At 68.4% G+C, this 25,439-nt stretch carries 23 protein-coding genes; 7 read left to right on the top strand and 16 right to left on the bottom strand.

Translation table 11 applies throughout. The annotated features are described in order from the left end of the window. From ACFVM3_RS36645 to ACFVM3_RS36630, 4 genes are all read right to left on the bottom strand, one after another. A partial coding sequence (locus ACFVM3_RS36645; protein ID WP_378444462.1) for a heavy metal translocating P-type ATPase occupies positions 1-2,225 on the bottom strand: 2,225 nt, incomplete at its 3' end. Between the two features lie 26 nt (positions 2,226-2,251). After that, positions 2,252-3,220, bottom strand: coding sequence for a hypothetical protein (locus ACFVM3_RS36640; RefSeq protein WP_378444461.1), 969 nt, complete (start codon positions 3,218-3,220; stop codon positions 2,252-2,254). 49 nt (positions 3,221-3,269) lie between these two features. Further along, positions 3,270-3,476, bottom strand: coding sequence for a heavy-metal-associated domain-containing protein (locus tag ACFVM3_RS36635; protein ID WP_378444460.1), 207 nt, complete (start codon positions 3,474-3,476; stop codon positions 3,270-3,272). A 31-nt stretch (positions 3,477-3,507) separates the two neighbouring features. Further along, positions 3,508-3,789: a metal-sensitive transcriptional regulator gene (locus tag ACFVM3_RS36630; protein ID WP_378444459.1), complete on the bottom strand. Its 282-nt coding sequence runs from the start codon at positions 3,787-3,789 to the stop codon at positions 3,508-3,510. Between the two features lie 174 nt (positions 3,790-3,963). Here ACFVM3_RS36630 and ACFVM3_RS36625 point away from each other — a divergent pair, with 174 nt between their 5' ends. Next, positions 3,964-4,245: a metal-sensitive transcriptional regulator gene (locus tag ACFVM3_RS36625; RefSeq protein WP_378444458.1), complete on the top strand. Its 282-nt coding sequence runs from the start codon at positions 3,964-3,966 to the stop codon at positions 4,243-4,245. 51 nt (positions 4,246-4,296) lie between these two features. Here the strand turns inward: ACFVM3_RS36625 and ACFVM3_RS36620 are convergent, their stop codons facing one another. The 3 genes from ACFVM3_RS36620 to ACFVM3_RS36610 all read right to left on the bottom strand — a co-directional run bounded on the left by ACFVM3_RS36620 (position 4,297) and on the right by ACFVM3_RS36610 (position 7,941). Further along, complete coding sequence (locus ACFVM3_RS36620; protein ID WP_378444457.1) at positions 4,297-4,518, bottom strand: CDGSH iron-sulfur domain-containing protein; 222 nt, start codon at positions 4,516-4,518, stop codon at positions 4,297-4,299. A 5-nt stretch (positions 4,519-4,523) separates the two neighbouring features. Further along, positions 4,524-4,730, bottom strand: a complete 207-nt coding sequence (locus ACFVM3_RS36615; protein ID WP_378444456.1) for a heavy-metal-associated domain-containing protein — start codon at positions 4,728-4,730, stop codon at positions 4,524-4,526. 634 nt (positions 4,731-5,364) lie between these two features. Then, positions 5,365-7,941: a glycoside hydrolase family 9 protein gene (locus tag ACFVM3_RS36610; protein WP_378444455.1), complete on the bottom strand. Its 2,577-nt coding sequence runs from the start codon at positions 7,939-7,941 to the stop codon at positions 5,365-5,367. 195 nt (positions 7,942-8,136) lie between these two features. On the opposite strand from ACFVM3_RS36610, the gene ACFVM3_RS36605 reads away from it, so the two are divergent. Further along, positions 8,137-9,189, top strand: coding sequence for a lytic polysaccharide monooxygenase (locus ACFVM3_RS36605; protein ID WP_378444454.1), 1,053 nt, complete (start codon positions 8,137-8,139; stop codon positions 9,187-9,189). Between the two features lie 64 nt (positions 9,190-9,253). Here ACFVM3_RS36605 and ACFVM3_RS36600 read toward each other — a convergent pair whose 3' ends face one another. Then, the gene (locus ACFVM3_RS36600) at positions 9,254-9,799 is read right to left on the bottom strand and encodes a hypothetical protein (protein ID WP_378444453.1); all 546 of its coding nucleotides are present in this window, start codon (positions 9,797-9,799) and stop codon (positions 9,254-9,256) included. 261 nt (positions 9,800-10,060) lie between these two features. Between ACFVM3_RS36600 and ACFVM3_RS36595 the strand changes: the two genes are divergently transcribed. Further along, complete coding sequence (locus tag ACFVM3_RS36595) at positions 10,061-12,949, top strand: glycoside hydrolase family 48 protein (RefSeq protein WP_378444452.1); 2,889 nt, start codon at positions 10,061-10,063, stop codon at positions 12,947-12,949. A 170-nt stretch (positions 12,950-13,119) separates the two neighbouring features. Here ACFVM3_RS36595 and ACFVM3_RS36590 read toward each other — a convergent pair whose 3' ends face one another. Continuing rightward, a complete protein-coding gene (locus ACFVM3_RS36590; protein WP_378444451.1) occupies positions 13,120-15,411 on the bottom strand; it encodes a beta-glucosidase in 2,292 nt (763 codons plus the stop codon). After that, positions 15,408-16,442, bottom strand: coding sequence for a LacI family DNA-binding transcriptional regulator (locus tag ACFVM3_RS36585; RefSeq protein ID WP_378444450.1), 1,035 nt, complete (start codon positions 16,440-16,442; stop codon positions 15,408-15,410). The genes ACFVM3_RS36590 and ACFVM3_RS36585 overlap by 4 nt, the downstream gene beginning before the upstream one ends. A gap of 133 nt (positions 16,443-16,575) precedes the next feature. Here ACFVM3_RS36585 and ACFVM3_RS36580 point away from each other — a divergent pair, with 133 nt between their 5' ends. The 4 genes from ACFVM3_RS36580 (at position 16,576) to ACFVM3_RS36565 (ending at position 20,745) form a co-directional block, all read left to right on the top strand. Then, the gene (locus ACFVM3_RS36580; RefSeq protein ID WP_378444449.1) at positions 16,576-17,871 is read left to right on the top strand and encodes an ABC transporter substrate-binding protein; all 1,296 of its coding nucleotides are present in this window, start codon (positions 16,576-16,578) and stop codon (positions 17,869-17,871) included. Between the two features lie 5 nt (positions 17,872-17,876). Then, positions 17,877-18,833: a carbohydrate ABC transporter permease gene (locus ACFVM3_RS36575; protein ID WP_378444448.1), complete on the top strand. Its 957-nt coding sequence runs from the start codon at positions 17,877-17,879 to the stop codon at positions 18,831-18,833. Continuing rightward, positions 18,833-19,651: a carbohydrate ABC transporter permease gene (locus ACFVM3_RS36570; protein ID WP_378444447.1), complete on the top strand. Its 819-nt coding sequence runs from the start codon at positions 18,833-18,835 to the stop codon at positions 19,649-19,651. The genes ACFVM3_RS36575 and ACFVM3_RS36570 overlap by 1 nt, the downstream gene beginning before the upstream one ends. 104 nt (positions 19,652-19,755) lie before the next feature. Beyond that, entirely contained in the window at positions 19,756-20,745 is a 990-nt protein-coding gene (locus ACFVM3_RS36565; protein ID WP_378444446.1) for an endo-1,4-beta-xylanase, read from the top strand. A 320-nt stretch (positions 20,746-21,065) separates the two neighbouring features. On the opposite strand, the gene ACFVM3_RS36560 is transcribed toward ACFVM3_RS36565, so the two are convergent. The 6 genes from ACFVM3_RS36560 to ACFVM3_RS36535 all read right to left on the bottom strand — a co-directional run bounded on the left by ACFVM3_RS36560 (position 21,066) and on the right by ACFVM3_RS36535 (position 25,342). Then, the gene (locus ACFVM3_RS36560) at positions 21,066-21,551 is read right to left on the bottom strand and encodes a YbaB/EbfC family nucleoid-associated protein (RefSeq protein ID WP_378444445.1); all 486 of its coding nucleotides are present in this window, start codon (positions 21,549-21,551) and stop codon (positions 21,066-21,068) included. Continuing rightward, on the bottom strand, positions 21,548-22,048 hold the full coding sequence (locus ACFVM3_RS36555) for a hypothetical protein (protein ID WP_378444444.1): 501 nt from the start codon (positions 22,046-22,048) through the stop codon (positions 21,548-21,550). The genes ACFVM3_RS36560 and ACFVM3_RS36555 overlap by 4 nt, the downstream gene beginning before the upstream one ends. Positions 22,049-22,093: 45 nt before the next feature. Next, positions 22,094-23,548, bottom strand: a complete 1,455-nt coding sequence (locus ACFVM3_RS36550; protein ID WP_378444443.1) for a putative T7SS-secreted protein — start codon at positions 23,546-23,548, stop codon at positions 22,094-22,096. 60 nt (positions 23,549-23,608) lie between these two features. Beyond that, positions 23,609-24,013: a hypothetical protein gene (locus ACFVM3_RS36545; protein ID WP_378444442.1), complete on the bottom strand. Its 405-nt coding sequence runs from the start codon at positions 24,011-24,013 to the stop codon at positions 23,609-23,611. Between the two features lie 365 nt (positions 24,014-24,378). Beyond that, a complete protein-coding gene (locus ACFVM3_RS36540; protein WP_378444441.1) occupies positions 24,379-24,684 on the bottom strand; it encodes a hypothetical protein in 306 nt (101 codons plus the stop codon). Between the two features lie 418 nt (positions 24,685-25,102). Next, complete coding sequence (locus tag ACFVM3_RS36535) at positions 25,103-25,342, bottom strand: H-X9-DG-CTERM domain-containing protein (protein WP_378444440.1); 240 nt, start codon at positions 25,340-25,342, stop codon at positions 25,103-25,105. Between the last annotated feature and the right edge of the window lie 97 nt (positions 25,343-25,439).

The following is a 25,439-nucleotide window of genomic DNA, read 5'->3' as shown; positions in this document are numbered from 1 at the left end:
CGCAGGCTGTTCGTGACCACGAAGACCGAGCTGAACGCCATCGCGGCGCCGGCGATCATCGGGTTGAGCAGCCCCGCCGCGGCCAGTGGCAGCGCAGCGACGTTGTAGGCGAAGGCCCAGAACAGGTTGCCCTTGATGGTGCGCAGGGTCCGCCGGGAGAGCCGGATCGCGTCCACCGCCGCCCGCAGGTCACCGCGGACGAGGGTGAGATCCGACGCCTCGATGGCGACGTCCGTGCCGGTGCCCATGGCCAGGCCGAGGTCGGCCTGTGCCAGCGCGGCCGCGTCGTTGACGCCGTCGCCCGCCATCGCGACCACCTTGCCCTCGGCCTGGAGCCGCTTGACCACGTCGACCTTGTCCTTGGGCAGGACCTCCGCGATCACCTCGGTGATCCCGACCTCCGCGGCCACCGCGCGGGCCACGGCCTCGTTGTCCCCGGTGAGCAGGACCGGCGTCAGCCCGAGCGCCCGCAGTTGCGTGATGGCTTCGGCCGACGTCGGTTTCACCGTGTCGGCGACGACGAGGACGGCGCGGGCCTTCCCGTCCCAGCCGACCACGATCGCGGTCCGGCCGTCCTTCTCTTCGGCGGCCTTCGCCTCGGCGAGAGCCTCCGGCAGGTGGTGCGCCCACTCCTCCAGCAGCGCGCTGCGGCCGGCCAGTACCGCCTTGCCGTCGACGATCCCTTGCACACCGAGACCTTCGACGTTGGTGAACTCCTCGACGGCGGGGAGCTCGCCCACCCGCTCCCGTGCCGCGCGAGCGATGGCCTGCGCGATCGGGTGCTCCGACGCGTTCTCCAGCGCGCCCGCCAAGCGCAGCGTCGTCTCCTCGTCGACGCCGTCGGCGACGTGGACGGCCACCAGCGACATCTGCCCGGTGGTCACGGTGCCGGTCTTGTCGAGGACGACCGTGTCGACCGATCGGGTGGACTCCAGCACCTCCGGGCCCTTGATCAGGATCCCGAGCTGCGCGCCCCGTCCGGTGCCCACGAGCAGCGCGGTCGGCGTCGCCAGCCCCAGCGCGCAGGGGCAGGCGATGATCAGCACGGCGACCGCCGCGGTGAACGCCGCCGCGACCGAACCACCGGCCCCGAGCCAGAACATCAGCGTGCCGACGGCGAGCGCGATCACGATCGGCACGAACACACCCGACACGCGGTCGGCCAGCCGCTGGACCTGCGCCTTGCCGGTCTGCGCGTCTTCGACGAGCTTCGCCATCTGCGCCAGCTGCGTGTCCGCGCCGACCCGGGTCGCACGGACGACGAGCCTGCCGCCCGCGTTGACCGTCGCGCCGACCACGGCGTCGCCGGGCCCGACCTCGACGGGGACGCTCTCGCCGGTCAGCATGCTCGCGTCGACGGCGGAGCTGCCTTCGGTGATCACGCCATCGGTGGCGATCTTCTCCCCCGGCCGCACGACGAACAGGTCGCCGACAGTCAGCTGATCGACCGGGATCCGCTCTTCCTTGCCGTTCCGCAGGACGGCGACCTCCTTCGCCCCGAGCTCCAGCAGCGCTCGCAGCGCGGCTCCGGCCCGGCGCTTGGACCGCGCCTCGAAGTACCGGCCGGCGAGGATGAACGTCGTCACCCCGGCCGCGACCTCGAGATAGATGTTGCCGTCACCGGCCATCCGCTCCACGGTCAGCTCGAAGGCGTGCGTCATCCCCGGCGTTCCCGCGCTGCCGAACAGCAACGCGTACAGCGACCACAGGAACGCCGCCAGCGTGCCCATCGAGATCAGCGTGTCCATGGTGGCGGCGCCGTGGCGCAGGTTCGCCCACGCCGCCTTGTGGAACGGCCACGCCGCCCACACCAGCACCGGCGCGGCCAGCGTCAGCGAGATCCACTGCCAGTAGGTGAACTGGAACGCGGGCACCATCGCCAGCAGGATCACCGGCACCGACAGCACCGTGGAACCGATCAGCCGCTGCCGCAGCGGGGCGATCGGGTCGGCCTCTTCGGCCGGCCCGTCCGCCTGCTCCTGCTTCGGTGGAGCGGGCAGCGCGGCCGCGTATCCGGCCGCCTCCACCTGCTCGATCAGCCGCTGGGGTTCGATGTCCCCGCTGTAGGTGACCTTCGCCTTCTCGGTCGCGTAATTGACCGTGGCGGTGACGCCGTCCAGCTTGTTCAGCTTCTTCTCGATGCGCATCGCGCACGACGCGCAGGTCATCCCGGTGATCGCGAGTTCGACCTCAGCCGTGGTGGCCTGGTCCAGATCGGAAGTCATCGTGGTCGCTCCTTTCCGGCTCGCGGTCAGCCGTGTCCGCCGTGTCCGTCGTCGGCCGCCGGGGGTGGGGTTTGGGTCTGGGTCTTCGAAGGGGCCGGGGCGGGTGTGCCCGTGGTGGCGACGGTGAACTCCGCGGTGCGGACCTTGCCCTGGTGCTGGAAGTCCAGGAACAGCCGGTAAGTGCCGTTCGACGGGACTTCGGCGAAGAAGGTCACCGTGGGGCCGGGCTTCGTGCGGCCGTCACCGGGCTCGCCGTCCGGGTGGACGTGCAGGTAGGCGAGGTCGCCGCCGCGCAACGCCACCAAGTGCCCGTAAGCGCCCAGGTACGGCTGCAGATCGGTCACCTCGCGGCCGTCCTTGGTCACCGTCAAGGTCACCTTCGACGACTTGCCCGGCGTCAGGTCGCCGTCCAGGCGGACCTGGTAGCCGTCGACGTCCGCGACGCGCGACGGCTGGTACTCGGCGGGTTGGAAATCTCCGGCGGTGGCGATGTCGACACCGAGTGTCGAGGCCGAGCCGCCCGTCGGCTTGAAATCGGCGAAGACGCGGTAGCTGCCGGCCTGGGGAAGGGCCAGCGGGACACTCCACACGCCGTCGGGGCCGAGTTCGGGATGCACGTGCTGGAAACCGGCCGTGTCACGGCGGACGACGATGAGGTGCATCCGCTTCTCGTGTTCGACGTCGTAAACGGTGACGGGCTTGCCGTCCGGGCCGAGAATCCTGAAGGAGAAGGGTTGGGTCGTGCCCGCGGTGAGCGTCGTGGTGGTGGGCGTGAGGGTGTAGCCGCCCCTGGACGACGCGAGCCCGCCGGGCTCGTCGGTCGGCGCCGCCTCCGCGACGGTGCCGCTGTGAGCGTCCCCATGCCCGGCGTCCTCGCCACCGGGCAGGCCGGCCGCGCCGGCGAAAGGACCGACAGCGGTGCCTGCGACCCAGGCGCCACCGGCGACCAGGGCAAGCGCCACACCGTAGGCGGAGAGCTTCGCAACTGTGTTCATCTCGAGTCCCTTGTGCGGGCGGTGCCCGCGATCGGGAGCGAACCGCGAATCAGGCGGTCAGCTCGTATCCGGCTTCTTCGACGGCCGCACGGACATCCGCGACCTCGGGTTCCTGGGAGCTGGTCACGGTCACCGCGCCGGTGGGCAGATCCACCAGGACGCCGGTGACGCCCGCGATCTTGCCGACCTCTTCGGTGACCGACCGGACGCAGTGGTCGCAGGTCATACCGGTGACGGTGTAGGTGGTCTCGCTCATCGTTCTTCTCCTCCGGATTCGTCGCGTGGTTTCAGGAACGGACGAGGCGGGCGATGACGTCGCTCGCCTCTTTGATCTTTTCGTCGGCTTCGGTGCCGCCCTTGGCGATGGCGTCGGACACGCAGTGCCTGAGGTGTTCGTCCATCAGCCCCAGTGACACCGACTGCAACGCCTTCGTGGCCGCGGACACCTGCGTGAGGATGTCGATGCAGTACTTGTCCTCTTCGACCATTCGGTGCAGCCCCCGGATCTGACCCTCGATCCGCCGCAGCCGGGTCAGGTATTCGTCCTTGCCTTGCGTGTATCCGTGCATCTCGACCTCCTGACGACGACTCTACATACCCTAGGGGGGTAGGGCAACTGGCATACCCCCGTGACGTATGCCACGCCGGCGTCGCCTTCCGGAAACCTCGAACCCTGCCTGCGCGCGCGGCTCCCGACCGGGCATGATCGGGACGTACGCGGAATCCCGACTCGAGGAGTGACCGTGGTCGATCACGACGCCGACAAGGCGAGCCAGCTCAAACGTCTACGACGCGTCGAGGGGCAGATCCGGGGCCTGCAGAAGATGGTCGAAGAGGACAAGTACTGCATCGACGTCCTGACCCAGGTGTCCGCGGCGACCCGCGCCCTGCGGTCGTTCTCCCTCGAACTCCTCGAGCGGCACATGGCGGGCTGCGTCATGGAAGCCGCCGCGAAAGGCGGCACCGAGGCGGACCGGAAGATCCGCGAAGCCTCCGAAGCGATCGCACGCCTGGTGCGCTCCTGACCCCTTCGACACAACGAGCGGGCGGGTGACCTCACGTCACCCGCCCGCTTCTCATTCCGCCCTGGTCGCCGTGAACCCGGTCCGGACATGGGCGCCGTCGCAGAACGGCTTGTTCGCCGAATGCCCGCACCGGCACAGCAGGTGGGTGCGTCCGGTCAGTTCGTATTCCCCGCCGTCGTGGTCGACCAGCCGGACGGGCCCTTTCACCTGATACGGCCCGTTGTTCACGACCTTGATGACGACAGGCGGTTCAGTTCCGGTCTCCTCGGCCATCGACGTCAGCCGACCACCTCGTAGCCCGCCTCCTTGACCGCGGATCGCACCAGCTGCGCGTCGACCGGCCCCTCGCTCACGACGGTCACTTCGCCGGTCGCGATATCCGCGTCCACCTCACTGACCCCGGCGACACCGTTCACCGCCGCCGTCACCTTGTTCATGCAACCCGAGCAGGTCATGCCCTTGACCGCGTACACGGTGGTGTCCATCAGCTCTCGCCCTTCGGTTCGACAACTAGTTTCGCGACGATTCCTTCGCCGTCGCGACTCCACACTAACATTACCCCCGTAGGGTATGTAAAGAAGCTGTCGTCCTTGTCCTGCAACGGAGTCATGGCTGGACGGCATCATCGGCTGGCGCCACGTGCCCGACGACGCACGCCGCCGGCGGGTCGAGGTCGAGCATCTCGGTCCGGAGCCGCTTGAACCCGGCCTCGGCAAGCTGACTCGCCAGCTCGTGAGCGGCGGCCGCCGAAGTGGCCGCGGTGGCACCGGGACAACGAGGTTGCGAGACCAGGGCTATGCCAACTGTCCACAAGGGACACTTTCGCAGGTCGAGGTGCCCGATTCGGGCACTTGCGCATCTTCTCGCAAGGGCCGAAGGCTCCCATCACCGCATTGGATGCGACGAAGGGAGCCTTCACCTCCGCCGCCCCACGAGCACGACACGTTTGACTTACCCCTCAATAACGAAGGGTGTCTTAGGTGCCTACCTGGTCACGGCCGAGGTTGCGAAAGCCACTTTCGCAATGTTGAAGGTTGCGAAAGTGGCTTTCACAACGCCCGGCGGGTCAGGTCTCGTAGCCGAGCGGACGACACGAACACGGCCGGGGCGTCGCGAGACTCAGCCGAGCGTGCACCGCTCGCCGCCGACCGTGAACTGCGTCGGCGATCGGTGGGCGCCGGTGTTGTCCGCGTTGAAACCGACGGTCACCGACGCCCCTGGCTCGACACGAGCGTTCCAAGGAACGTTGTCCGCCTGAACGGCCGAATCCTTCTGCGTCCACTTGGCACTCCATCCGTGCGTGACCCGTTCCGCACCACCGAAGGCGAAGGCCACGGTCCAGCCGTTCCACGCGGCCGTGCCGGTGTTCTTCACGGTGAGCTCCGCGGTCAGGCCGGTCTGCCACGTCGACGCCCGGTACGTCACCTGGCAGCCGGCCGCGGTCGCCGGCGGCGGGACGCGTTCCGCCACCCAGTTCGACAGCCACGCGAACGCCGAGTTCCAGTTGACCGTCACCTCGTTCAGCGAATACGCCTCGATGTGATCGACCCAGCACCGCTGCGGCGCGCAGCCGGGCAGCAGACGTTGCGCGACCGGATCCTGCAACGCGCTGTTGGGCCCGCCCGACAGCGCGCCGGGTGGCGCGGTCGGCAGCGACGGATCCGCTTGGTTCGCCCAGTGCCGGTGGTGGACGTTGCGCACCGGCCGGTCGCCCCACCCGGAGACATAGGAGAAGCCGACCGGGTTGCGGCCCAGCAGATAGTCCATCGTGGCGAACGCGCCGTCCCGGTACTTCACCGCTCGGGTCAGGTCGTGAGCGAGGCCCAGCACCATGCCGTTGTTGGCGACCAGGCCGTTCGATCCCCACTCGTAGCCGCCGTCACCGGTCCGGTACGGCGCCGGATGCCCGGCGGACGCCATGGTCGCGAGATGCGCGTCCGCGGTCGCTACGATCGCGGACCTGATCACGTCCGTGGACACCTCGCGCGGAGTCAGCACCAGGGAAACGTCACCGAGCGCGCCTGTGGCACCCCAGTCGAATCCCCGTTGGTTGAAACTCTTTCCGCCGAACAACGGTGAATCCGTCACGTCCGCGCGATACCGGCCCGTGGTCACGTACAGCTCGGCCGCGGCCCAGTAGAACTCGTCGGCCACCGTGGGATCGCTGTACGAGCCGCCGCCGGTGCCGTCGCCAGGGTCGGCGATCACGGCGGGGTGCGCCTTCGCCGCCGCGTACGCCTTCTCCGCGGCGGAAAGCGCACGGGTCGCGAAGGCGGCGTCGTAGGGCGCCCACAGCCGCGAGGCCTGCGCCGCCGCCGCCGCGAGATTCAAGGTCGCCGCCGTGCTCGGCGCGGACAGCCTGCGCGGCTGGGCATCCTCGTGCGGCAAGGTCGGGAGACCGGTCCACTGCTCGTCGTGGATCTTGTGGTGCGCCATCCCCGCCAGCGGGCGCCCGTCCGGGACCTGCATGCTCAGCAGGAATTCGAGCTCCCAGCGTGCCTCGTCGAGCACGTCCGGCACACCGTTCGAGCGTTCGGGGATGGCGAGGGTGCCGTCACCGAGCGCCGCCTTGTCCCCGAACCGCACGGCGCGCTCGTAGCTGTTCTGCAACTGCCACGCGGCGATTCCGCCGTTCACCACGTACTTGCCGTGGTCGCCCGCGTCGTACCAACCACCCCGCACGTCGAGGGTGTACCCGCAGTCCAGGCCCGCCCGGCACGGTACGTCGTCGTCCCCTTGATTCGGTGCCACGTTCGCGTGTCCGGCCGGGCGCGCGTACTCCTCCCCCACGTACCGCGCTTCGATCGGCGTGCCGCTGCGCTGATGGTAGAAGAACGCGAGCGAGTCGTACCGCAACCCGGTCATGACGGTCGCGGAGATAGCGAATGGCGGGCTCACGGCGTCTCCGACGACGAGCCGGTAACCGCTGCCCTGCCGTTCATAGGCGGAGAAATCGATGAGATGGATGTTTTCGTCGGACGCCGCGTCGTGGCCCTTCGGGGTGGTCCGGCCGGTGGCGACGGGCGCCCCCGCACCGTCCCGCAGTGTCCAGGGCAACGGGGTGGCCGAGCCGGTCGCGAGGCTCGCCTGTTTGGGCAGGCCGGGCACGTAACCGACCTGGTTCACCCGCAGCGGACCGGCCGGTTCCACGCCCGGCGGCGGTAGCACGCCACCGACGAGCGACACATTGTCGACACAGACGGTGTTGTCGAACGACTGTCCGCCGAACCAGAACGCGAACTGCCCGTTGCCCGCCGCCGGGAAGTCCAAAGTGGACTCAAAGGTCAGCGTGAAGGTCTGCTTGACAGGCGTGACGGTCACGTCGGTGCGCGCGATCTGCCGGTACGGATCGACGGCCTCGCCCGCGACCGCGGACAGCGGTTGCGCGACGGTCGCCCGCGCGTCGAACTTCAGCGTGTAGGACTGACCCGCCTCGTACGGCACGCCGTTCTGGCCGGACAAGGCGTCGTACCCGTTGGCCGTGCCGCCGGTGACATCGACGCAATACTCCCCGCCGGCCACCGACGCCCTGGTATTCGCACCGGCCCACCAGGGCTCGGCACCACCTGCCGAGAAGTCGCCGTTCACGATCCGCTCGTACTCGGCGGCCCCCTCCGCCGCCGAGGCCTCCGGAACGACGGCGACGGCCGCGAAAAGCGCGGAAGACAACAGCACACGCCAACCAGTGATCACCACGACGTGATCCTTTCGGAGTCCGATTTTTGGGAGCGCTCCCATAATCTAACGCGGCACGACTCGACACGGAAGCCCACTACGGGAAATCACCGATATCGAACGGCCCTCACTCGTTCGGACCTGTTCCCTCGATGTCCCGCCCGCGCTAAGGTGCCCACACTGGGAGCGCTCCCACCATTTCGGAAAGGAAGCGCCATGCGACACAGAAAGGCGATGACCGCGGTACTTGCCGTCGTCACCACGATGGTGGCCTGCCTCGTGACCGCGACACTGAACGCTCCACCGGCGTCGGCACACGGCGCGCTGATGAAACCGGGTAGCAGAACGTTCTTCTGCTGGCAGGACGGACTGACCCCGCAGGGAAACATCGTCCCGAAGAACTCGGCCTGCAAGGGAGCCGTCGGGCAGAGCGGGGACAACTCGCTCTACAACTGGTTCTCCGTGCTCCGTTCGGACGGCGCGGGCCGCACGAGAGGGTTCATCCCGGACGGGAAGCTCTGCTCCGGCGGGAACCCGAGCTTCGCGGGTTTCGATCGCACCGGGAACTGGCCGATGACGCACTTGACGGCGGGCGCGTCGTTCGGTTTCTCCTACAACGCGTGGGCCGCCCATCCTGGCTGGTTCTACCTGTACGTGACCAAAGACGGGTACGACCCGAGCCGGGAACTGCGCTGGGACGACCTTGAGGACGTTCCCTTCCTCACGGCCGATCACCCGCAGGTGATCGGTAACGTCGGCAGCGTCGACGGACGGTACGAATGGACCGGCCGGTTCCCGGCGGCCAAGTCGGGCAAGCACGTCATCTACTCGGTCTGGAAGCGATCCGACAGCGCCGAGACCTTCTACGGTTGCTCCGACGTCGTGTTCGACGGCGGCAACGGCGAAGTGACCGGTGTCGGCGTCGTCGACGATCCGCCCGATCCCGGCGGGCCGCCGAACGGCGCGTGCACGGCGACGTGGGCGACGACCGGCGAGTGGAACGGTGGCTACCAAGCGGAAGTGACCGTCACCAACCCGGGCACGACGACGTTGTCCGGCTGGCGGGTCGGCTGGACCGTTCCGGCGGGGCAGACGATCAACAGCGTCTGGAACGGCGCGCTCACCATGGACGGCACCGGCACCCTGGCCACCGTGGGCAACGCCGGCTGGAACGGATCACTACCGCCAGGCGGCACCCGCTCGTTCGGCCTCAGCGCCAACACGACAGGGAGCGTCGCCGCACCGGCCCTCACCTGCTCGAGTCCGTAGCGGCTGAAGGGGACTTTCCCCGCATCACATGCGGGGAAAGCGCCCTTCAGCGCACGCGGCTGCTTCAGTGGTGTCCGTGACCGTGCTCCGGGTTGGCGAACACACAGCCCGCCACGTCCGCGGGCACCTGATGGATCCGGGGATCAACGGAACCGCACCGGAAATAGTACAGCCCCAGCCTCCCGACCCCGAGAAATCCCGCGGAGATCGCGAATCCGTTGCCGAAGGCGAAGGACGGCCCATCGGCGATCTCGCCCGCCGTCATCGCGGCATGCCAGGATTCCTGAAATCTCCGCTGCTCATCACCGTCGAAGAGGAGGAGACCGACGACCGGGAATTCCGGGGACACCCGGCAGGTCGCCCATTCGTCCACATGCGGCTGAAAACGTGCGGCGATCTCCGGTCCGACGAAAGCGCGCAGCTCTCCGACCTCCCGACGGGAGATATCGGCGCAGTTCCCCGCGGTCTCGTCCATCCAGTCGACAAGATCGTCCATTGTGGTCAGTCTCGGGCCGAGCGCCTCGGCGCCGGCGGTGGCCGTCGGCGCCGGGCCCGAACAGCCCACGAGTATTCCGGCGTAGATCAACAATGTGGTGGCGAGTCGCCTCATGTCTTTCTGCTCTACCCGGAAAACCGCCGGATCACAACACTTTCCCCCGATCGCCCTTACCAATCGGACGATTCGCCGCTACTCTCATGAGAGCGCTCCCAGTAGGGCTCGATCCCGTTACTCCGGCTCGGGGCCGTTGCCTGCCCACGTGGCCCCGGGCCGGTTCCACCTCTTGAGGTTGCCGGAAATCCGCTCGCACGAGGAGGATCTGTGAGATCACGACCATTCGCGCGCCCGACGAGAGCGCGTCCTGTCACGACGTTGGCCGCCACCGCGGCCCTCGCGGCGGCGGCCACCACTGGCGTCGCACCGACGGCCGCGGCGGCCGAGGTGTCCTGCACGACGACGTACGCGATCAGCAGCGAGTGGGACACCGGCTTCGGCGCGACCGTCTCCGTTCGCAACGAGGGCGCGGACGCCATTCCCGACTGGAACCTGACCTGGACGTTCGCGGACGGGCAGCGCATCACCCAGCTGTGGAACGGCGTGCACACCCAGTCCGGCGGCGCGGTGAGCGTCCGGGGCGCGGAGTGGCAACGCGGCATCGCTCCCGGCGGGACCGTGCATTTCGGCTTCAACGCCGCCAAGAGCGGGGCCGCGAACCGTGCACCGGTCGACTTCAAGGTCAACGGCGTCGGCTGTGACGGCCCGAACGCGGGTCCGACGGTGCGGCTGACCAAGCCCGCCGACAACTCGGCCTTCGCCGCGTCCTCGCCGATCGACCTGGCGGCGACCGCCGCCGACAGCGACGGATCGGTGTCCTCGGTGGAGTTCTACGCGGGCACCACCCGGCTCGGCGCCGACACCACCGCGCCGTTCGAGTACACCTGGACCGGCGCGACGCCGGGCGAGTACTCGGTCACCGCGCGGGCGATCGACGACCTCGGCGCGACGACGGTCTCCACACCGGTCGCGGTACGCGTGCTGGCCGCTCCGGCGGTCGTCGCCACCCCGTCGACGATCCGCGTCCGGCAGGGCGGTTCGGCGAGCGTGGACGTGAAACTGGCGGTCCGGCCGGCGGGACCGGTCACCCTCGCCGTGGCACGGACGGCGGGCAGCACCGATCTCTCGGCCACCCCCGCGACGCTCACTTTCGACCAGGACGACTGGAACACGGCGAAACCGGTGACGATCGCCTCCGCCGCGAACGGCGGCGCACTCGCCTCCGCCGCGTTCGCGATCACCGGATCCGGCCTCACCTCGGCCACGCTCGACGTGGCGGAGATCGACGCGTCCGCGTCGGACTACCGGGCAGCCTTCCTCGAGCAGTACCACAAGATCAAGGACTCGGACAGCGGCTACTTCCGGAACTTCGACGGCCTGCTCGTGCCGTACCACTCGGTGGAGACGCTGCTGGTCGAGGCTCCGGACCACGGTCACCAGACCACGTCCGAGGCGTTCAGCTACTACCTGTGGCTGGAAGCCGCGTACGGCCAGCTCGAAGGGGACTGGGCTCCGTTCAACCAGGCGTGGGCGTCGATGGAGAAGTTCATCATCCCCTCGCACGCCGACCAGCCGACCAACGACAAGTACAACGCGGCGGACCCGGCGACCTACGCGCCGGAGCATCCGAGGATGGACCGGTACCCGGCGGTCCTGGACGGCAACGTCCCGGTCGGGTCCGATCCGATCGCGGGCGAACTGCGCGCCGCCTATGGCACCTCGGACGTCTACGGCATGCATTGGCTGCTGGACGTCGACAACACCTACGGGTTCGGCCGCTGTGGTGACGGCACCACCGCGCCCGCGTACATGAACAGCTACCAGCGGGGTTCCAGCGAGTCGGTGTGGGAAACCATCCCGCAGCCTTCCTGCGACACCTTCGCGCACGGCGGGCCGAACGGGTATCTCGACCTGTTCACCAAGGACGCGAGCTACGCCAAGCAGTGGAAGTACACCAACGCGCCCGACGCCGACGCCAGGGCCGTCCAGGTGGCGCACCTCGCCAACCAGTGGGCGACCGCGCAGGGCAAGGGCGCGGCCGTGGCCGACGTCGTGAAGAAGGCGTCGAAGCTGGGCGACTACCTGCGGTACGCCATGTTCGACAAGTACTTCAAGAAGATCGGCGGCTGCGTCGGCGCGAGCGCCTGCCCGGCGGGCAGTGGAAAGAACAGCTCGCACTACCTCATGTCGTGGTACTACGCGTGGGGTGGCGCCACCGACACGGCCGCGGGCTGGGCGTGGCGCATCGGTGACGGCGCGGCGCACCAGGGCTACCAGAACCCGCTCGCCGCGCACGCGCTCGCCAACGACCCGGCGCTCAAGCCGATCTCGGCGACCGGCGCGACCGACTGGGCGCAAAGCCTGGACCGCCAGCTGGAATTCCTGCAGTGGCTGCAATCCGCCGACGGCGGCATCGCGGGCGGCGCGACGAACAGCTGGGAAGGGCAGTACGCCACTCCCCCGGCGGGTTCGCCGACGTTCTACGGGATGTACTACGACCCTCAGCCCGTCTGGCACGACCCGCCGTCCAACCGGTGGTTCGGGTTCCAGGCGTGGGGTCTGGAACGGGTCGCCGCGCTGTACCAGCTGACCGGCGACGCACGGGCGAAACGCATCCTCGACAAGTGGGTGCCGTGGGCGATCGCGAACACGACGGTCGGCACCGGCGGGAACTTCCGGATCCCTTCCGACCTGGAGTGGACCGGCAAGCCGGATACGTGGAACCCGTCGTCGCCGGGCGGTAACGCGAACCTCCGGGTCCGGGTGCTGAACCACAGCCAGGACGTCGGAATCGCGGCGTCGTACGCGAAGATCCTGCTGAACTACGCCGCCAAGTCCGGAAACGCGCAAGCACGGGCGGTCGGCGAGGGCCTTCTCGACGCGATGCTCGCGCATACCGACTCGATCGGTATCGCGGTCCCGGAGACCCGTGCGGACTACAACCGGTTCGACGACGAATACGACTCGTCCACCGGCGAAGGTGTGTACGTGCCGCCGGGCTGGACCGGCGAGATGCCCAACGGCGACGCCATCGGTGCCGGGGCGGACTTCCTCTCCATCCGGTCGTTCTACCGGGACGATCCGCAGTGGCCGAAGGTGAAGTCCTATTTGGACGGTGGCCCCGCGCCGACGTTCACCTATCACCGGTTCTGGGCTCAGGCGGAGATCGCGACCGCGTTCTCGCTGCACGTGCAGCTGTTCGAATGAGCCGAGGTCCAGGTCCTGCCGGCGGCGGGGCCTGGAGCGGCGGTGGGCCGAAGGCTCCCTTCAGCGCGTCTGATGCGGTGAAGGGAGCCTTCGGCCTTCCTGTACCGCTGGCGGAGTATCCCGCCGGACGGCCGTGTCCCGCCGGACCGCCAACCGGTGCCGGTGGCGTCTCAGGCGAATTCCGGGCTCAGCACGCGGTCGAAACCGACCTCGCGCCGCCGGCCGGTCAACGTGCGGGGAAGCGTCGCGACGATCCGCGCGCTGGAGGTGCCGACCCGCAGTTCCACGTCACCGGGCTCGACGATCCGCGTGCCCGCTCGCCCGGTGTACGAGGTCAGGTCGGCGTGCAGCCCGATCTCGACCACCTCCGTCGCGCCCGGAGCGAGTTCGACCCGTTTCGCCGCGATCAACTGCTGGACCGGCCTCGCGACCTCGGCCACCGGATCGTGCAGATAGATCTGGACGACCTCCGTCGTGGCACGGTCGCCGTCGTTGCGCAGCGTCACCCGCACCTGGCAGTGTCCGTCCGTCGGCCACGACGGGCTCGCTGTCACCTCGTCCCAGGTCGCGGCGAGATAGGACAACCCGTGCCCGAACGGGAAAAGCGGTGTCGGGTCGACCGTGCTGACCTCGCTGCGCCGTCCGAGCGGCGCCGTGAGGTACGTCGAAGGCTGGGACGCCTTCTCCCCGGGGAACCCGACCGGGAGCCTGCCGGAGGGATTGATCCGTCCCTTGAGGACACCGGCGAGCGCTACCGCTCCCTCTTCACCAGGGTAGAACCCGCAGACGATCGCCGCGAGCCGGTCGGCCTGCCGTGAGAGCTCGTACGGCCGCCCGCACAGGAGGACGAGGACCACGGGAGTCCCGGTCCCCAGCAGGGCTTCCAGGAGTTCTTCCTGCCGTCCCGGCAGCTTCAGGTCCGGCGCGTCGCACCCCTCGCCCGACGTGCCGCCGCCGAACAGACCCGCGCGGTCACCGAGGACGGCGACGCAGACTTCCGCCTCCTTGGCGGCGGCGACGGCTTCGGCGATATCCGTGTCCTCACCGCCCAGCACCGGACAGCCGAGCGCGTAGGTCACCTCGTGGTCCTCGCCGAGCGCGTCGAGCACGGTCGGAACCGAAACCCCGAACGGCACCTCCGGATGATGCACGCCGACGTGCATCGGGAACGAGTAGCAGCCGAGCATCGCGCCGGGTTCGTCCGCCCGCGGCCCGACGACGGCCAGTTTGCGGGAGGGCGCGAGCGGAAGCACTCCGTCGTTCCGCAGCAGCACGATCGAACGTTCGGCGAGTTCCCGCGCCAGTGCCCGGGATTCCTGGTCGTCGAGGTCGATCTCGTCCGGTACCTCCGGCGCCCAGTCTTCGTCGAGGAGGCCGAGTTCGCATTTCTGCCGCAGCACACGTTCGAGGGCGCGGTCGACGACGGCGGTGCCGACCGCGCCCTGTTCCACCGCGGCGAGCAGTGGCTCGCCGTAGCAGTCCACGGTGGGCAGTTCCACGTCGATCCCGGCGGTGAGCGCCTGCGCCGCGGCCGCACCGCGATCGGCCGCGACACCGTGGAGTTTGTGCAGGAACGCCACGGAAAAATAGTCCGCGACCACGGTCCCGGAGAACCCGTAGGTATCGCGCAGCAGACCGGTCAGCAGCGATTCGTCCGCCGCGGCGGGGACGCCGTCGTTGTCGGTGTAGGCGTTCATCACCGACCTCGCGCCCGCGCGCAACGCCATTTCGAACGGCGGCAGCAGGACATCGGCCAGTTCCCTCGGCCCGACCGAGACCGGGGCGAGGTTGCGACCGGCCCGTGAGGCCGAGTAGCCGACGAAATGCTTGAGCGTCGCGATCACCCCGGCCGACTCCAGGCCCGCGACGTAGGCACTGCCGATCGTGCCGACCAGATACGGATCTTCGCCGATGGTCTCCTCGACCCGGCCCCAGCGCAGGTCGCGTGCGACGTCCAGCACCGGCGCGAGTCCTTGGTGGACACCCAGCCGTCGCATCGTGCCACCGATCCTCGCCCCCATGCGGTACACGAGGTCCGGGTCGAAACTCGCACCCCAGCACAGCGGCGACGGGTAGACGGTGGCCTTCCAGGCGGCGAGTCCGGTGAGCGTCTCCTCGTGGACCAGTGCCGGGATGCCGAACCGGCCGCTTCCGACGATCTCCCGCTGGGAGCGGGCCAGGCTGCGCGCGCCGATCACCGGATCGACGGGCCGGGTGCCGTACACCCTGGTCAGCTGGCCGATCCCGTGGCGTACCAGTTCGTCCCAGTCCAGTGCCGCGTCGGCGAAGTCGTGCTGGTGCGGCGCCATCTCGCCGCCGGAGTCGATGCCGACCCAGACGCCGTAGAGCTGGGCGAGCTTCTCCCGCGGGGTCATCCGGTCCATCAGCGCGCGGACACGGTCGGCGGGATCCGCCGTGGTGTCCTGCCAGGGCCGGGATGACTCACTGGGCTGGGTGGTCAAGGCCGTCCGCCCTTCGTCGTGGCTCCGAGTGCCCGCGTCGAGCGGCGCACCACGAGACCCGTGGACAGGGTGATGTGGGTTTCTCTCTCGGGTTCCCCGCTGATCAGCGAGATCAGGAGGGTGATGGCGCGGTGGCCCATTTCGCGGATGGGCTGGTCCACCGTGGTCAGCGGCGGGGTGCAGAGCGCGGATTCGGGGACGTTGTCGAAACCGACCACCGACAGGTCGTCCGGGACGGACAAGCCGAGTTCCGCGGCCGCGCCGACGGTCGCGATCGCGGAGATGTCGTTGGCGGCGAACACCGCGGTCGGCCGGTCTTCCCCGGTCAGCAGCTCGCGGGCGGACCGGGCGGAGATCTCCGGATCGTAGGCGCCGAGCCGGATCAGGTCCTCGTCGATCGGCACGCCCGCCGCGGTGAGCGCCCGCAGGTACCCGGTCTTCCGCAGCTCGGCCGATTCGAGATCCGGCCGCCCGGCGAGGAAACCGATCCGCCGGTGGCCGAGCTCCAGCAGATGCTCGGTCGCCAGCTGGGCGCCGCGCAGATTGTCGGAATCGATGGTGGGCACCGTCGAGGGGCCGGTATGCGGGTCGACCGCGACCACCGGCGTCCCGGGAACGGCCTCCAGCGAGGCCACCGGCGTGACCAGGACCGCGCCGTCGACCAGCGTGCCGGAAAGCCTTGAGAGATAACGTTTTTCCCAGCCTGACGGATCACCGGTCCGGCCGCCCGCCGAGTAGACGACGAGCTCGTAGCCGGTCCCGCGGATGGCGTCCGCCGCTCCCTTGAGCAGCTCGGTGGAGAACGGTTCGAGGTCGGCGACCAGGATCCCGATCACGTTCGTCTTGTGGTTGCGCAGGCTCTGGGCGACCAGGCTCGCCTCGTAGCCGAGTTCGTCGATCACCGCGCGGACCTTGGCCAGCGTCGCGGCGGCGACGCCGTAGCGGTCGTTGATCACTTTGGACACCGTGGCCACGGAGACGCCGGCGCGGGCCGCGACGTCACGGATAGTGACCCTCGAACTGGGCTGCATGAGCACAGACTAGCCATGTAAAACGTTATCGACAACGATTGACATCGGAATTTCAGGCGCGCAAACTCATCGCCAGTCCGGGCGCAGTCACGCCCCGTCCTACTCGGCCGAAGTCGTCAGGAGTGGACTCACCATGCTTTCGAACCGCCGAATCCCCGCCGCCGCCGCCGCGCTGGCGGCGGCCATCCCGCTCGCGCTCGCCGGTTGCTCCGGGGGCGCCGACCCCGCGGCCGAGCCCAGCGGACCGGTCACCCTGACCTGGTGGCACAACGGCACCACGGATCCACTCAAGTCGATCTGGGCCCAGGTGGTCGCGGACTACCAGAAGGCCCATCCCGAGGTGACGATCAAAGGGCAGCCGCTGCAGAACGAGGAGTTCACCACCAAGGTCCCGCTCGCCCTCCAGTCGAACGAGCCGCCGGACGTCTACCAGTCCTGGGGCGGCGGCGAGCTGGCGTCGCAGGCCACCTCGGGCAAGGTCGCGGACCTGACCGACGCGGCCAAGGACTGGCTCTCCTCGGTGGGCAAACTCGCCGAGAGCTGGCAGGTCGACGGCAAGCAGTACGGGATCCCGTGGGAGCAGCACTTCGTCGGTTTCTGGTATCGCAAGGACCTTTTCGCACAGGCGGGCGTCACGGCTCCGCCGTCCACTTTGGACGAATTCAATACCGCTGTCGCCAAGCTCAAGCAGGCGGGGATCACGCCGATCGCGGTCGGTGGCAAGGATCGCTGGCCGGACGCGTTCTATTGGAACTACTTCGCGCTGCGGGCGTGCTCGGCGGACATCCTGAAGCAGTCGGTCAAGGCGGTGAAACTCGAGGATCCGTGCTGGACCAAGGCGGGCCGTGATCTGCAGGCGTTCCTGGCGACCCAGCCGTTCCAGCCCGGCTTCACCGGCACTCCCGCCCAGCAGGGCGCGGGCAGTTCGGCCGGGCTGGTGGCCAACGGCAAGGCGGCGATGGAACTGCAGGGTGACTGGGAACCCGGCACGATGTCCTCGCTCACCGAGGACAAGGACCTCGACTCGAAGGTCGGGTGGTTCCCGTTCCCGTCGGTCCCCGGTGGCCAGGGTGATCCCGCCGCGGTGCTCGGCGGCGGTGACGGCTTCTCCTGCACCACCCGCGCGGCCAAGGCGTGCGCGGACTTCCTGCGGTACCTCGGCAGCGAACCGGTGCAGAACCAGCTCGCGGCGAAAGGCGCCGGACTGCCGATGACCGCGTCGGCGGCCAAATCCCTCAAGACGGAGTCGCTGAAGACCGTCTTCGACTACGGGCAGAAGGCCCCGTACGTGCAGATGTACTTCGACAAGGCGTTCCCGACCGCGGTGGGGGCCGCGCTCAACGACGCCGTCGCGAACTTCTTCGCCGGACAGGGCACGCCGGAAGGCATCGTCGAAGCGGTGAACAAGGCCGCGGCGGGCGACAAGTGACGGCGATGGCCACGCGGGTGCGGACGCCGGCGCGGCCGTCCGCACCCGCCGTCCGGGCGCGGACGCCGGGAGTGCGCAAGAAGCTGGAACTGACCTTCCTGATCGGGCCGGCGCTGGTGCTGTTCGCCGGGTTCGTGCTGGTCCCGATCGGGATCGCGGCGTTCTACAGCCTTTACGAGTGGAACGGTTTCGGCCCGCTCGACGATTTCGTCGGTCTCGACAACTACACCGACGCCCTGTCCGGCTCGGTGTTCCAGGGCGCCATCGGGCACAACCTGATCATCGCGGGACTGTCCCTTGTGGTCCAGCTGCCGCTGTCCATCGGGCTCGCGCTGCTGCTCAACCGGAAGCTACGTGGCCGCGCGGTGCTGCGGGCGCTGGTGTTCGCGCCCTACGTGCTGTCGGAGGCGATCACCGCGGTGATCTGGCTGCTGATGCTGCAGCCGAACGGTTTCGTGGACCAGACGCTGCGCGGTGTCGGCCTCGGCGGGCTGGTCCAGCACTGGCTCGCCGACCCGGGGATCGTGCTCTACACCCTGTTCGCGGTGATCACCTGGAAGTACATCGGCTTCGGCATCATCCTGCTGCTCGCCGGGCTCCAGGGGGTGCCCGCCGAACTGCGGGAAGCGGCCGCGCTCGACGGCGCGTCGGCCTGGCAGACCACCCGGCACGTCGTGCTGCCACTGTTGGGGCCGACCATCCGGATCTGGGTGTTCCTGTCGGTGATCGGCTCACTGCAGCTGTTCGATCTCGTGTGGATCATGACGCTCGGCGGACCCGCCAACTCGTCGGCGACCATGGCGACGTACCTGGTCGACCACGGGTTCAAACGCTACGAATTCGGTTTCGGCAGCGCGGTCGCGGTGATCCTGTTCGTGGTCTGTTTCGTGTTCGCGTTGCTGTACCAGCGGTTCGCGTTGCGCCGGGACACCGACGGCGCGCTGACCAGGATGGTGGACTGATGCGCCGCGCCGGGACACCGATCGGTTACGTCGCCGCGATCGCCGTCCTCGGGATCACCGTGGTGCCGTTGCTGTTCGTGATACTGGGCGGCTTCCGCACCACCGCGCAGATCAACGCCTCGCCCGCCGGCCTGCCCGGCCCGTGGGTCTGGGACAACTACGCGGCCATCCTCGGCTCCTCGTCGTTCTGGACCTTTCTGGGAAACAGCGCGCTGATCGCGGTGATCGCCACGACGCTGACCGTCGCGCTGGGATCGATGGCCGCGTATGCCTTGTCCCGCTACACCTTCAAGGGCCGCGAGGGTTTCTACACCTTGTTCACACTCGGCCTGTTGTTCCCGCTCGGAGTGGCGACTTTGCCGCTCTACCTGTGGCTGCGGCAGCTGGGGATGCTGGAGAGCTTCTGGGGCGTGGCGATCCCCGAAGCGGCGTTCTCGCTCCCGGTGACCATCGTGATCCTGCGGCCGTTCATGCGGGCGATCCCCGGCGAGATCGAGGACGCCGCCGTACTCGACGGCGCGAGCAGGCTCGGCTTCTTCTGGCGGATCCTGCTGCCACTGTCCGCGCCCGCGCTGACCACCGTCGCCGTGCTCGCTTTCGTGACCAGCTGGAACTTTTACCTGCTGCCCCTGCTGGTGTTCAACGACTCCGCGAACTTCACGCTGCCGCTCGGGGTGGCGACCTTCCAATCCCAGTACTCCCAGGACACCGCACGCGTACTCGCGTTCACCGCGCTGTCGATGATCCCCGCGCTCGCGTTCTTCGTCCTCGCCGAACGCCGCATCGTAGGTGGGCTGACCGGAGCCGTGAAGGGCTAGTTTCGCAACCTTCCGAGATTGGAGGAATTCATAAGTCGCACGACCTATCCTCGCTCATTCTGAGAACAGGAGTGACAATGACGCACACTGTTTCGGTAAGACGAATGACCGTCGCATTGGCCGCTTTGACCGGTGTCGTGCTTGGGAGCGCGCCATCCGCTTCGGCGGCCGGTCCGCTGAAGGACATCACGAATCGCTATGTCGGCAGCGCTGTCGCGGCGAACCACCTGGCCAACGAGGCCGACTACCGCTCGGTGCTCACCCGCGAATTCGACAACGTCACCCCGGAGAACGAGATGAAATGGGGGGTCGTCGAGGCGAACCGCGGCCAGTACAACTGGTCGGGCGCGGACGCCATCGTCGACTACGCCCAGCGGAACGGCAAATCCGTCCGCGGTCACACGCTCGTCTGGCACAGTCAGCTCCCCGGCTGGGTGAACAACCTCGCCGCCGGCGAGCTGCGATCGGTGACGCAACGGCATATAACCACCACGATGGGCCGCTATCAGGGGAAAATCCGGGCTTGGGACGTCGTGAACGAGATGTTCAACGACGACGGTACCCGTCGCTCCTCGGTGTTCCAGCAGAAACTGGGCGACGGTTACGTCGCCGACGCGTTCCGGTGGGCACGGGCGGCGGATCCGTCGGCCAAGCTGTACATCAACGACTACAACACCGAAGGCCTCAACGCGAAGAGCGATGCCCTGTACAACCTGGTGCGGACGCTGAAGCAGCAAGGCGTGCCGATCGACGGCGTCGGTTTCCAGGCGCATCTCGCGACGCAGTACGGCTTCCCCGGCGGCTATCAGGCGAATCTCGCCCGCTTCGCCGCGCTGGGCGTCGACGTCGCCATCACCGAAGCCGACGTCCGCGTGCCGATGCCGGCCGACACCACCAAGCTGAACACTCAGGCGAGCTACTTCAAGCAGCTCTGGGACGGCTGCCACGCCGTCGCGCGCTGTGTGGAGTTCACGACCTGGGGTTTCACCGATCGTCACTCGTGGGTGCCGGACACGTTCCCTGGCCAGGGCGCGGCCTGCCTGTTCGACTCGAACCTGCGGCCGAAACCGGCGTACAACCGGATCAACCCCTGAGGTAGGCGAGCCCGAACGGTGGCGGCGAAGGAACGTAACCGTCCCTTCGCCGCCTCCGGCCTTCGACTACCACGACGAACTGGCCCGCGTCTGACGCAGTCCGCTGTTGCCTTCAGGTACTCGCGCTCACGAGAGTTTCGCGGTCGTGGGAATGTCGTGAAGGGCTCCTTTGAGACGTTGGAAGTCTCAAAGGAGCCCTTCAGGACGTACGAGTTCGGACGGGTAGGGCTTAGGTACCTCCATGGATTCCGGCCACCGAGGGGCCCTTCGTCAGCTCGTCTTCGACCGCTCAGCGATCTGCCGGGCTTCGTCCCTGGTGCTTACCTGCGCTTGCCGCCCTGGTACAGCTGGAATTCCCCGAAGAATTCGTCATCGTCCCGCCTTCTCCGCCGGCTCCGGTCCGGAGCTGGAGGTGGAGCCGGCTCCGGTGACGGCCGGTCACCGAACAACTTGCGGTCGGCGTCGAGGACCTTGTCCAGCAGGCTGGTGTCACCGAGGCCGCGACGGACCACCTCGGCCTGCTGTCGCACCGCGTCCGCCCGCGCCGCGGCGATCGTGTGCATGACCGTGACCGACAGGGCCGACGGCTCGATGGTGCGCGCACGATCCCCGAAGGTGAGACGGGTGACCTCACCCGCCGCGCTCGCGGCCACCGTGACCACCCCGTCCGGTGAACTGGCGGTGCCCTCGACGGCCGTCAGTTCACCCTCCATCCGCTGGTAGGCCTCGGCGCGACGGCGGTTGTCGGCGTTCGCGTTGTCGATCGCCTCGATCCGGCCGAGCAACCGCCTGGCGTATTCGCTCATCGTGTGTGCTCCCCTTCCTCCGGGCGGATGGTCGAGACGAACTTCTGGAAGTCGCCGGCGACCTGGTCGAACTGCTCCGGGAGCGCGCTGAGCACGATGTGCAGCACCGCCCGCCGGCGCGGGTCGCGCTTGTCCCACATACCGAGGAAGACCTGCAGTTGCACGACGTCCAGGCGGCGACCGTCGAGCGTCATCGACAGCCGGACGGACTGGGTCAGCCCCGGATTCTCCGGCGATCCGGACTCCTTTCGCTTGCCCAGCCGCGCATCGGGATCCGACCGGCGCAGTGTCTCCAGCGCCTCGTCGGCGACATGCGCGAGCGGGATGTACGACTCCCGGATCTCACCGGTGATCGTGATGTTGGCGGTGAATCCCGCGCTGGCGGGCGGATGCAGCGCCACGAAGGCGCTGTCACCCGCGCCGACCTCGTTCGGCGGCGCCGACAGCCATCCCGCGGGAAGCGAGAACTCGATCGGCACCGGAAGTGTGGCTACCATGTCGTCTCCGTCTCCGTGGTCTCCCGGACGGGCATTCGGCCGATCCTAGATCCAGTCACTGACCGCACCCCAAGCGTCGCCGGCGGCGTCGGACATGTCCGAAGCGACATCGGCGACGTCGTCGGACACGTCGGCGACGGTGTCGGCGACCTCGGCCGGATCGACGGACACGTCGAAACCGGCACTGCCACCGACGCCGAGCGCGGCACCGACCGACGCGCCGATGTGGAACTTGCCGTCTTCGCCCATGCCGAACTGTCCGCTGGCCTCCGCGCCGATTCCGACCCAGACCTCGCCGTTGGCACCGGCGCCGAGGCCTGCCGCCTCGGCGCTGACGTCACCTCCGGCCTTGGCCCCGGCGAAGGCTTCGGCACTGCCCTCCGCCCCGGTCCAGCTGATGTTCCCCTCGGCCGATGCCTCGGCGCCGACGAAGGCGTCTCCGCTGGCGGAAACGCTCGCGTGCTCGCCGAAGTTCAGCTCGCCTTCGGCATGCCCCTGGGCCAGGTAGGCCTCCGCATGGGCGGCACCACTCGCGCCGAGCCAGCTCGCGGTCCCGCTCGCCCCGGCACTGGCGCTGAGCACCGAACCCGAAACTCCGCCGCTTCCGGAGACCGTGCCGTTGTCGAACTCGCCGTCGATGCTGCCCTCACGCAGCGCCGCGCTCACCTCGCGTTCCCAGCCCACCTCCGTCACATCGATGCCGGCGGCTTCGGCGATGGCCTGAAGGTCCACCAGGTCCGCGTCCGCGTCGCCGAATTCGTTGGCGTAGCTGCTGTTGATCCCGTTTCGCTGCCAGCCCCCGGGGTCCACGTCCTCGTACTCGCCGGTCTCGGGGTTGAAGACCCGCTCCGTCTGCCGGTTGTCGGCGCCGAAATCCCCGCCACCGGGGAGGTCCGTCGAGTAGCCGCCCTCGCCGTCGGACTCCATCCCGAACGCCATCGCGGCGAAGTTGCCCACCGTGGTCGCGAGCGAAGCGCCGTCACCACCCATCCCGAACGCCTGCGCGACCGAGCCACCGGTCGAAGCCACCGCTTCCCGCGCGGCGTCCAGGATCGACTGGGCCTCCTGCGCGAGCGCCGCCCCGGGATCCTGGAACAGCCCGATCGACTGCCCTGCTTCCACCGCTTGGCGCGCGAATCCGTTGAACTGCTCCAGCGCGGCCCTGCTCGCCGCCTGCGCCTCGGTGAACAGTTCGATCGCGCGCTGTGCCTCACCCTGCGCCCAGGTCAGGGTGTCGCCGAAGTCGGCGAGCTTCTCACCATTCCGGCCGAGGAAATCCACGGCCCGGAACCAGTCCGGTACCGCGGCACCGAACGCGTCGCGGAAGGCGTTGGCGCCGTCACCGCTCCACTCCCTGGGATCGATCCCTTGCAGACCGTCCCCCGCTCCGCCGACCAGGTCGATATTGCTCACCAAATGGCGAAGGTCTTCGGCGATCGACTCCGGCCTGCCCGGGATCAGATCCCTCGGGTCGGTCGTCTCCCCCAGCTGAACCGCCATCAGCAGTACATCCCTTCAAAATCCTTTGCCACGCCGTACCGCGCGTCGTCACCGAACACGTCAGGGGTTGAGCCTCGCCGCGATGCCGCCACCGAGCACACCACCGATCGCCGGGCCGATGGCCGCGCCCGCGGACCCGATCACACCCGCCGCCGGATCACCGGCCGCACCGTCGAGCAGGCCACCGATGCGGGCCATCGCCTGTTCCGACTCCTGGTCCGAGACCTGGTACCGGCCGGCGGCGCTGCGCATCAGGTCGCCGTGTTCGTTCGCTTTGCCCCGCAGCCCGTCGACATAGGCCTTCGCGTTCTCGATGAACAGAGCCCAGCCCGCCTGCACGTCGGAATTCCCGTAGTCCCCGCTCGGCCCATTCCACGGCAGACTGTCGACGACCGACACGACGTCGGTGATCCTGCTCGCCGTCTGGTGCAATTCATCGAAGACCGCACCGAATCCATCAGTCATGTTCACGCCCCCGTCACCATATGATTCTCGCCCCCCGGCCGGACCTGTCCCGCAAATCCATGACTCCGATGCCGGAATTCGCCGACCGGTTCCCCCGAAAGCGATCTTTTTTTGTCTTTCGCGACCACTCGACCGGCGTCCACCATGACCGGAGACCTTACAGCGCAAGGACTTCCCAGGTTGTCAGGCGAACACCCGACAAGGCTTCACATGTGTCCACGAATCGGATTCAGGGCAGCATGAATGAACACCGGCGATACGGTTTCCCCATCCGGGAATTTCGGCTCCAACGCAGAAACCGGCGCCCCGGCCTCGACGGCCGGGACACCAGTGACTACGCGGATATGCGTTACGCCCGCGACACTTCAGCTTCCGCTCATCGGCGAACCTGGAATCTCCCGGTAGTCCACGGTCCCCTCCGCGCGGGTCGAGCCCGGGTAGAGGATGGTCGTCCCGAAGCACACCGACCAGGAATTCGCTCCCACCCCGGACTCCCCGCACTTCCAGGTCTCCATCACCTGATGGCCGGACGGCCTGAACAAGGACACCGACGCGGTCGTCCTGAAGGCGCTCGACCGGTTGTTACGCACGATCACCGCCCCCTGCATGTGTTCCCTCTTCGGTGTCACCACGATGCAGGCTTGCGCGAGCACCGAGACAGAGACGGTCACCGTCGTTCCGCACGTCCAGTCGCTGGCACTGGACGTGATCGGGTTCGTGTTCCCGTAGGGCCTCCAAGTACCTTGAGCGGCCGCGGCGGGACCGGCGGTCGCCAGGCCGAGCCCGAGAACGGCGGCGATGACCGCTGTCGATCCCGCAAGAACCCTTCGTGTGAACAACATCGATGCTCCCCTTCGTCGACCACGATTCGAGTGGGCCACTCGCGTGCCACGAAGGATGCGGACCCGGCTTTCGTCCCGCTTTCATGGAGATGAAAGCGCGCGACCCGGGCCGCACCGTCAAGGCGGTGTCGTGCCAGCGGGCGGGGCGGACGAGGTGAAGGCTCCCTTCGTCGCGTCCGATGCGGTGATGGGAGCCTTCGGCCCTGGTCGTGAGTGGCGTTTCGGCTTAGAGCCAACCGTGTCTCAGCTACCTACTGCCGATGTGCCGGTGGCGTTTTCGCGTGACTGGATGGACGACACGCGTGCTCAGGCTGACGACTCGCGGTGAAACCCGGCCGCGCGTCGTGTCGTCCATCCAGTCACGCGTGTCGTCCGATCGGTCACGGGAAATCGGCGGTGCAAGTGGTCGTGTGCGGCCGAAGCGTGTCGCGAAAGCCACGTTCGCGCCACCTGGGTGCCGAGACCACCCACAGGACTTACGGGACACCGCCTAGCTTGAGTTTTAACGTCTGTTCGGCCGGGTGGCACCCTGGTTGATCATGGGTGAAGCCCTTGGTTGATCATTCCTCTTGCGACAGAGGGAA

The organism is Amycolatopsis sp. NPDC057786 (genome assembly GCF_042797905.1).
In the GTDB taxonomy this organism is placed as follows: domain Bacteria; phylum Actinomycetota; class Actinomycetes; order Mycobacteriales; family Pseudonocardiaceae; genus Amycolatopsis.
This window is presented reverse-complemented; position numbering and strand designations above follow the sequence as displayed.

Excerpts from the sequence above, each read along its gene's own strand:
- ACFVM3_RS36640 (WP_378444461.1), bottom strand. The coding sequence starts at position 3,220 with ATGAACACAGTTGCGAAGCTCTCCGCCTACGGTGTGGCGCTTGCCCTG.
- ACFVM3_RS36635 (WP_378444460.1), bottom strand. The coding sequence starts at position 3,476 with ATGAGCGAGACCACCTACACCGTCACCGGTATGACCTGCGACCACTGC.
- ACFVM3_RS36630 (WP_378444459.1), bottom strand. The coding sequence starts at position 3,789 with ATGCACGGATACACGCAAGGCAAGGACGAATACCTGACCCGGCTGCGG.
- ACFVM3_RS36620 (WP_378444457.1), bottom strand. The coding sequence starts at position 4,518 with ATGGCCGAGGAGACCGGAACTGAACCGCCTGTCGTCATCAAGGTCGTG.
- ACFVM3_RS36615 (WP_378444456.1), bottom strand. The coding sequence starts at position 4,730 with ATGGACACCACCGTGTACGCGGTCAAGGGCATGACCTGCTCGGGTTGC.
- ACFVM3_RS36605 (WP_378444454.1), top strand. The coding sequence starts at position 8,137 with ATGCGACACAGAAAGGCGATGACCGCGGTACTTGCCGTCGTCACCACG.
- ACFVM3_RS36600 (WP_378444453.1), bottom strand. The coding sequence starts at position 9,799 with ATGAGGCGACTCGCCACCACATTGTTGATCTACGCCGGAATACTCGTG.
- ACFVM3_RS36585 (WP_378444450.1), bottom strand. The coding sequence starts at position 16,442 with ATGCAGCCCAGTTCGAGGGTCACTATCCGTGACGTCGCGGCCCGCGCC.
- ACFVM3_RS36580 (WP_378444449.1), top strand. The coding sequence starts at position 16,576 with ATGCTTTCGAACCGCCGAATCCCCGCCGCCGCCGCCGCGCTGGCGGCG.
- ACFVM3_RS36575 (WP_378444448.1), top strand. The coding sequence starts at position 17,877 with ATGGCCACGCGGGTGCGGACGCCGGCGCGGCCGTCCGCACCCGCCGTC.
- ACFVM3_RS36570 (WP_378444447.1), top strand. The coding sequence starts at position 18,833 with ATGCGCCGCGCCGGGACACCGATCGGTTACGTCGCCGCGATCGCCGTC.
- ACFVM3_RS36565 (WP_378444446.1), top strand. The coding sequence starts at position 19,756 with ATGACCGTCGCATTGGCCGCTTTGACCGGTGTCGTGCTTGGGAGCGCG.
- ACFVM3_RS36560 (WP_378444445.1), bottom strand. The coding sequence starts at position 21,551 with ATGAGCGAATACGCCAGGCGGTTGCTCGGCCGGATCGAGGCGATCGAC.
- ACFVM3_RS36555 (WP_378444444.1), bottom strand. The coding sequence starts at position 22,048 with ATGGTAGCCACACTTCCGGTGCCGATCGAGTTCTCGCTTCCCGCGGGA.
- ACFVM3_RS36550 (WP_378444443.1), bottom strand. The coding sequence starts at position 23,548 with ATGGCGGTTCAGCTGGGGGAGACGACCGACCCGAGGGATCTGATCCCG.
- ACFVM3_RS36545 (WP_378444442.1), bottom strand. The coding sequence starts at position 24,013 with ATGACTGATGGATTCGGTGCGGTCTTCGATGAATTGCACCAGACGGCG.